6 protein-coding genes are annotated in these 6,608 nt (G+C 38.5%); 2 read left to right on the top strand and 4 right to left on the bottom strand.

Annotated elements, in window-relative coordinates:
- Positions 1-190 precede the first annotated feature (190 nt).
- Positions 191-1,423 (bottom strand): tyrosine--tRNA ligase, encoded by a 1,233-nt coding sequence (tyrS, locus tag AC056_RS18675; RefSeq protein ID WP_019456688.1) that lies wholly within the window; start codon positions 1,421-1,423, stop codon positions 191-193.
- A gap of 61 nt (positions 1,424-1,484) precedes the next feature.
- Between tyrS and AC056_RS18670 the strand changes: the two genes are divergently transcribed.
- Both AC056_RS18670 and AC056_RS18665 read left to right on the top strand, forming a co-directional pair.
- A complete protein-coding gene (locus tag AC056_RS18670; protein WP_077164442.1) occupies positions 1,485-2,612 on the top strand; it encodes an anhydro-N-acetylmuramic acid kinase in 1,128 nt (375 codons plus the stop codon).
- Between the two features lie 127 nt (positions 2,613-2,739).
- Positions 2,740-3,582 (top strand): alpha/beta fold hydrolase, encoded by an 843-nt coding sequence (locus tag AC056_RS18665; RefSeq protein WP_077164441.1) that lies wholly within the window; start codon positions 2,740-2,742, stop codon positions 3,580-3,582.
- Positions 3,583-3,642: 60 nt separating this feature from the next.
- On the opposite strand, the gene erpA is transcribed toward AC056_RS18665, so the two are convergent.
- The 3 genes from erpA to AC056_RS18645 form a co-directional block, all read right to left on the bottom strand.
- Positions 3,643-3,978 (bottom strand): iron-sulfur cluster insertion protein ErpA, encoded by a 336-nt coding sequence (gene erpA / locus AC056_RS18660; RefSeq protein ID WP_002115421.1) that lies wholly within the window; start codon positions 3,976-3,978, stop codon positions 3,643-3,645.
- 124 nt (positions 3,979-4,102) lie between these two features.
- Positions 4,103-5,107: a putative solute-binding protein gene (locus AC056_RS18655; RefSeq protein ID WP_077164440.1), complete on the bottom strand. Its 1,005-nt coding sequence runs from the start codon at positions 5,105-5,107 to the stop codon at positions 4,103-4,105.
- 354 nt (positions 5,108-5,461) lie between these two features.
- Positions 5,462-6,469, bottom strand: coding sequence for a putative solute-binding protein (locus AC056_RS18645; RefSeq protein ID WP_004698179.1), 1,008 nt, complete (start codon positions 6,467-6,469; stop codon positions 5,462-5,464).
- Positions 6,470-6,608: the final 139 nt, after the last annotated feature.

The raw sequence follows: 6,608 nt of genomic DNA, 5'->3' as shown, positions 1-6,608 counted from the left end.
AGATTCCAAAGATTCCAAAGAAACAATAGAGTAAATACTCTATTTTAACCTATATTTCTTCTTATTTTTAAATTACTTCTTTTATCATTAATTATGTTTAGTGGGTTCCACGTGGAACGTTTAATTGATTTTATGATTCAGAAATAAAAAAAGCAGGATTACTCCTGCTTTTTATGACTACAGAACATTCTTAGTCAGTGAACGTTACACGTGCAATTGCTTTTTTACCTGACTGAATAATGAAAGTACCGTTTTCTTTTACAGAGAAACCAGCATCAACAGCATTCCAGTCAACTTTTACTGCACCACGAGCTACAGCATCTTTTGCAGCTGCAGCATTCGGATTTAGGCCTGCTACACGTAAAATCGTGGCAATAAAGATTTCTCCACCAAACTCACCACGCGAAATAGTCACTTCAGGTGTATCTTCAGGTACTTCACCTTCTGTAATACGGTTACCAGCACTTTTATGAGCATTAGCAGCAGCTTCTGCATCATGGAAGCGTTCAACTAGCTCAAGCGCGAGAATACGTTTTACTTCTTGTGGGTTACGACCAGCAGCAATTTCATCTAATAAAGCTTTGATCTCATCGAGAGATTTAAAACTTAATAAATCGAAATAGCGTTCGATTAAAGAGTCAGGCATTGATAATACTTTTTGGTACATTGCCCCTGGTGTATCAAATACACCAATATAGTTACCTAAAGATTTAGACATTTTATTTACGCCATCTAGACCTTCTAGAATCGGCACAGTGATACATACTTGTGATTCTTGGCCATAACGGCTTTGTAAGGTACGACCCATAAGTAAGTTAAAGGTCTGGTCTGTTCCGCCTAACTCAACGTCAGCTTCAAGTGCAATTGAGTCATAACCCTGAACTAGAGGATATAAAAACTCATGAATTGCAATCGGCTGATGGTTGCTATAACGCTTAGTAAAGTCATCACGTTCTAACATACGAGATACAGTTTGCTGGCTTGCTAATTGAATAAGGTCAGCAGCAGACTTTTGATTAAACCATTCTGAGTTAAAACGTACCTTTGTTTTATTTGGGTCTAATATCTTGAATACTTGTTCTTGATAAGTTTTAGCGTTAGCTTCTACTTGTTCACGTGACAACGGCGGACGAGTCGCGCTTTTACCAGTTGGGTCACCGATCATTGCTGTATAGTCACCAATTAAGAAGGTAACTTCATGGCCCAAGTCTTGGAACGTTTTTAGTTTGTTAATAAGAACCGTATGTCCTAAATGTAAATCTGGTGCTGTAGGGTCAAAACCAGCTTTAATTTTGAGAGGACGATTCTCTTTAAGCTTTTTCAGTAAATCTTCTTCTGAAATAATTTCGTGCGTGCCTCGTTGGATGAGGGCAAGCTGTTCTTCGGCGGGCAAGAAATTTGACATCACAAAACCTAAACACATCAGTTATTCAATTTGTGCGATATACTAACATTTTTTCAGCGTTTTGCAGGGGAAGTTGCATATGAGCGCAATCTATATCGGCGTAATGACTGGCACTAGTATGGATGGTGTAGATATTGTTGCGGCTTCATTTGAGCCACTACAGCTTCATGCCACTCTTACAGTTCCATTCGAACCCGAGTTACGTGATGAGCTTATGGCATTAACTTTACCCGATGACAATGAAATTGACCGTATGGGTAAAGCCGATGTTGCCCTAGCCAAAATGATTGGTCACGGGATTAATAGCTTAATTGAAAAGCACCAATTAGACCGTAGTCAGATTAAAGCGATTGGTTCGCATGGGCAAACTATTCGTCATCGTCCAGAGCATGGCTTTACGTTACAAATTGGCGATCCAAACATCATTACTGAAATTACTCAGATTCCGGTTGTTTCTGATTTCCGTCGTAGAGATATGGCTGCTGGCGGACAAGGTGCGCCATTAGTTCCAGCTTTTCATCAGGCATTATTTCAACATCCAAGCATTCATCGTGTGATTTTGAATTTAGGTGGCATTGCCAATGTAAGTATGTTGCCTGCCAATAATCCTGACGGCGTATTTGGTTTTGATACGGGGCCTGCGAATATTTTGATGGATGCATGGTGTCATCGTCATACAGGTCATCCATATGATGAAAATGGTGATTGGGCCGCTTATGGTCATCCTATTCGTTCTTTACTCGACCGTCTTCATGCGCATGAATATTTTTCTAAAGAACCACCTAAGAGCACAGGACGTGAAGACTTCAATATTGACTGGCTAGATGATCAGTTAATTGATTGGCGTAATGATTTAACTTACGATGAGTTAGAAGATACACCTGAAAATATCCAAGCAACTTTATTAAAGCTTACTGTGCGTGCCATTCAAAAAGCGATTTATCGCTCTGAGATGGAAACAGGTGAAGTATATGTATGTGGTGGTGGTGCTTATAACTCTTATTTGTTAGAGCAATTACGTTGGCGTTTACGTAAACATAATTGGTCTGTTCAACCTACAGATGTTTTAGGGCTCTCCCCTACTTGGGTGGAGGCTACCGCATTTGCATGGTTAGCTATGCGTTTTGTAAATGGTTTAAGTGGTAATTTGCCAGCGGTAACAGGTGCATCTGATTTTAGAATTTTAGGAACAATCACAGCGGTATAAGATTTTTTATAAGTTCTTTTACCTAGATTCGACCTCATACCACATTTACTGACCCGAAATGCTGTTATGTAAATAGACATAAAAACTCATGATAAATGCCGACAAAAATAATTTAAGGCATGTTGTTATGGATTTGACCAACCGTATTCATCAATACACTCGTGGGGCTTGGACATTCGATGTGATTGATTCAGGCCCTCTAGATGGTCCGCTCGTTGTTTTACTACATGGTTTTCCAGAAACGGCTCATAGTTGGGAGCAAACTTCTGAACTATTGCATCAGCATGGATTTAGAACGCTTGCGATTCATCAACGTGGTTATAGTTTAAATGCTAGGCCTCAAAGCCGATTTCAGTATTCTCTGAGTGAACTTGTAGAAGATGTGGCAAGCTTTATTAAGCAGATTGGTCAACCAGTTTATTTAATTGGGCACGACTGGGGTTCTGTAATTGCGTCTAGTGTAGCCATGAAGTATCCACAATATATTCATCATCTCACTTTAGTTTCTGTACCTCATCAAGCCGCATTTTTAAAAGCTTGTTTAAGCAGTAGACAACTTTTTAAATCTTATTATTTTGCAATTTTTCAGCTACCGATTGTGCCTGAACTTTTATTTAAAAAGATACCGAAATTAGGCCGTAAGTTTCTAAAGTCATCAGGCATGACTGAACAGCAAATTGAAATATTCGAGACTGAATTTATAAAAGAAAATAGATTAACAACGGCGTTGAATTGGTATCGAGGATTTTTCTGGGATAAAACTCGGAACCCACTTAAAGCCATAGATGTTCCAACGTTGTTTATTTGGGGTAAGCATGATATTGCCGTTACAGAAAAAAGTGCGGAGCTAAACTCAAATTATTTTAAAAATAGTTATGAAGCAGTTTTTATGGATGCATCGCATTGGATTCCATATCAAAATGCACCAGAACTCGTGCAATATTTTTTAGAATCTGTCCGTGAAGAGTAAAGATATAAGCAATAAAAAAACCTCTCAAAATAGAGAGGTTTTTTAAATTTTAAAATTTTTTTAAATCGAGAATGAAGAACCACAACCACATGTTGTTGTTGCATTCGGGTTTTGTACGATAAAACGCGAACCTTCAAGACCTTCTACATAGTCAACTACTGAACCAATAAGGTATTGGTAGCTAAGTGAGTCAACCAGCATTTTTACATCGCCATTTACGAATTCTGCGTCATCTTCATTTACGCTTTCAGCAAAATTGAAGCCATACGAGAACCCTGAACATCCACCACCTGTTACATATACACGTAACATGAGATCGTCATTCCCTTCACTATCACGGAGTTGGCGTACCTTATTGGCAGCATTATCTGTCAAAACTAGAGCTTGGGCATTCATGATGATGGTTCCTCGGATTTTGCTGTGCCTTTCAAAATAAAAAAGACCCTATATTGAGTATAGCATAATCAATATAGGGTCTGTCTTCGAAGTTTAAAGCGAATCTTGAGTATTTTTATCAAGATTATTTGTAATTCTCATCTTGTAAGCCGCATTCGAAGTTTTTCGCATCTTGTTTACAACGGAATTGCCATAATAGTTTCATCATCCGTTTATCATAAACGCCGCGCTTTGTAAGATTAATTCGTGATTCACGCATAAGCTTTTGATAGCCCGGTTTATCTGCAGCAGGAACATCCATCCAGTATTTTTGTGGAATATCCGCTTTCATTTTTCCTAAGATGGTAAAGGCACGAGGCAGCTGACCTGCCACCCATTCTCTAGATTTCTGACCAAATCCAGCTGGGAATTTATCTGGACGGATAATAATATTTCCAGTTACCTGTAAGATTGGATAGTTAACGATTGCTCCTTTCGTACCTAAGCCTTTTTGTAGCTCTAAAGGTTTAAACGCTGCTGCTGGTGCACCAATAATATCGACCTGATGGTTATTAAATTTAGCGCCAAAGTTAGTCACATCAGCACTTACAGCCTGTGCTCCTACCTGCTGAACCATAATCTTTTGCGCTTCATCGTAATCTAGTACAGCAATTTTTTTACCTGCAGCTTTGGCTACCGTATTAATGCTGCGGTCGTTTACTAAAAGGTAAGCATCTCCTACGGGAATAACACCAACAACCTCGTAGCGGCCATTAACCATATATTTACTAAAAGTAGGACTCGCTAAACCTTGCATGACTTTAACAGCAAGCTTGAGGTCAGGAATTGCACCAATAGCATCTAATGAACCAGTAAATGAGTTAAATTGGCGACCACGCATACCCGATACGCTAATGCCGTCACATTTACCCGCTTTAAAATCTTCAGCAATTACTGCTTCATTCTGGTTTACTTTTAGTTCGATATCAGCTCCCCAGTTTTTAGCGGCAAGTTGATAATCTTTCATGAGTGCATAAACGTCGCCATTTTTTCCAACGAAGTCAAAAACACATACCGTTTGTTTAGCCTGAACTGCAAAAGAAACCATGGTAAGTCCCATAGCAAGTAATAGCGTTTTGGAAAATTGCATATTCTTTGTTCCTTTCCTTGTGGAGTTTTTGTTTTTCGATACCAAGAAATTTCATACCGATCAGGTATGAGTCGGATAGGCTTCATATAAAAATCATGTTGGAATATTTTTATAGACCGAATTTGCTTTTATGATTTTACTTCCATGAAAAATAGATAGTGACTGACCTACCTATTAGCAATTATTTTTAATCACTCAAGTCCTTGATCCATTTTTATACCTTCATGTTTCCTTATGAAGTTTTTATCTAAATTTAGCTTAACGTCTTTCTAACTATCCACAATGGCTGAATTGACAGCCTATATAAAGCAAAAAAGCCTAGAACTAAGTCTAGGCTTTTAAGATCAATATGAATTATTCACCAGCCATTGAACATTCAAAGTTAGCTTTGTCTACAGAACAACGTGCTTTTTTCAATACAGACATCATACCCGCATCGTAAATACCACGTTTCGTTAAGTCCATACGACCATCACGTAACATTTTTTGGTATTTAAGTTTGTCTTCAGCACTTAGGTTCATTTTGTATTTACCCGGAATCTGTGCTTCTAGGCGGTTAATCATTGCAAAGTTTTTAGGCAATTGTTTTACAAACCAATCACGAGATTTTTGACCAAAGCCCGCTGGGAATTTATCTGCACGTAATACAAGGTCAGCAGTTACGTGTAAAACTGGGAAGTTCCACATTACACCGTTTGCACCTAAACCTTTGTTTAGTTCTAATGGTTTGTATGCATAAGCAGGCGCACCTACCATATCTACCTGACCATTATTAAATTTAGCAGCAAAGTTTGAAATATCAGAAAGAACTGCCTGAGCACCTACACGCTGCACCATAATTTTTTGTGCATCGTCATATCCTAATACGGCGAATTTTTTACCCGCAGCTTTTTCAACAGAGTTGATGTTTTTGTCACGTACGAAAATAAATGCTGAACCTAGTGGAGAGATACCAGCAACTTCGTATTTTTTACCACCAAGGTTAGTTGTCATTTTTGCAGCATTACGTGCATCTAATACATAGGTAATAGCACGCTGTGCGATTTGGTTGTTAGGAACACCACCAAGCGAGTCGATTGATCCTGCGAATTTGTTATATTGGCGTGCACGCATAGCAGTCATTGCTACAGCATCACATTTACCAGCTTTAAAATCATTATCTGCAACAGCCTCGTCCTGACGAGGAACTAAGTTAATTTCAGTACCCCAGCCTTTTGCAGCTAGAGCCCATTCTTCCATCATTTTATATGAGTCGCCTGCTTTTCCTAAGAGGTCGAATACACACACGGTACTCGCTGCTTGTGCTGAAGCAGAAAAACCAACAACAGAAGCGGCAGCCATCGCAAGTACGATTTTTTTCATTTTCTTCATCCTTCCACGGAATAGATTTTTTGTTTGAAGTTTCCTTTCAAACACAGATATTAATCATGTTTTTTAGAAAAAAATAGAGCTTTTACTCAAATATTTTTATCTGATTGGATCATTGTTTGTTCTATTTAAA

This window comes from Acinetobacter genomosp. 33YU (assembly GCF_001990725.1).
Taxonomy (GTDB): Bacteria; Pseudomonadota; Gammaproteobacteria; order Pseudomonadales; family Moraxellaceae; genus Acinetobacter; species Acinetobacter seifertii.
This window is presented reverse-complemented; position numbering and strand designations above follow the sequence as displayed.

Coding starts and splice junctions, on each gene's coding strand:
- AC056_RS18670 (WP_077164442.1), top strand. CDS start 1,485: ATGAGCGCAATCTATATCGGCGTAATGACTGGCACTAGTATGGATGGT.
- AC056_RS18665 (WP_077164441.1), top strand. CDS start 2,740: ATGGATTTGACCAACCGTATTCATCAATACACTCGTGGGGCTTGGACA.
- AC056_RS18655 (WP_077164440.1), bottom strand. CDS start 5,107: ATGCAATTTTCCAAAACGCTATTACTTGCTATGGGACTTACCATGGTT.
- tyrS (WP_019456688.1), bottom strand. CDS start 1,423: ATGTGTTTAGGTTTTGTGATGTCAAATTTCTTGCCCGCCGAAGAACAG.
- AC056_RS18645 (WP_004698179.1), bottom strand. CDS start 6,469: ATGAAAAAAATCGTACTTGCGATGGCTGCCGCTTCTGTTGTTGGTTTT.
- erpA (WP_002115421.1), bottom strand. CDS start 3,978: ATGAATGCCCAAGCTCTAGTTTTGACAGATAATGCTGCCAATAAGGTA.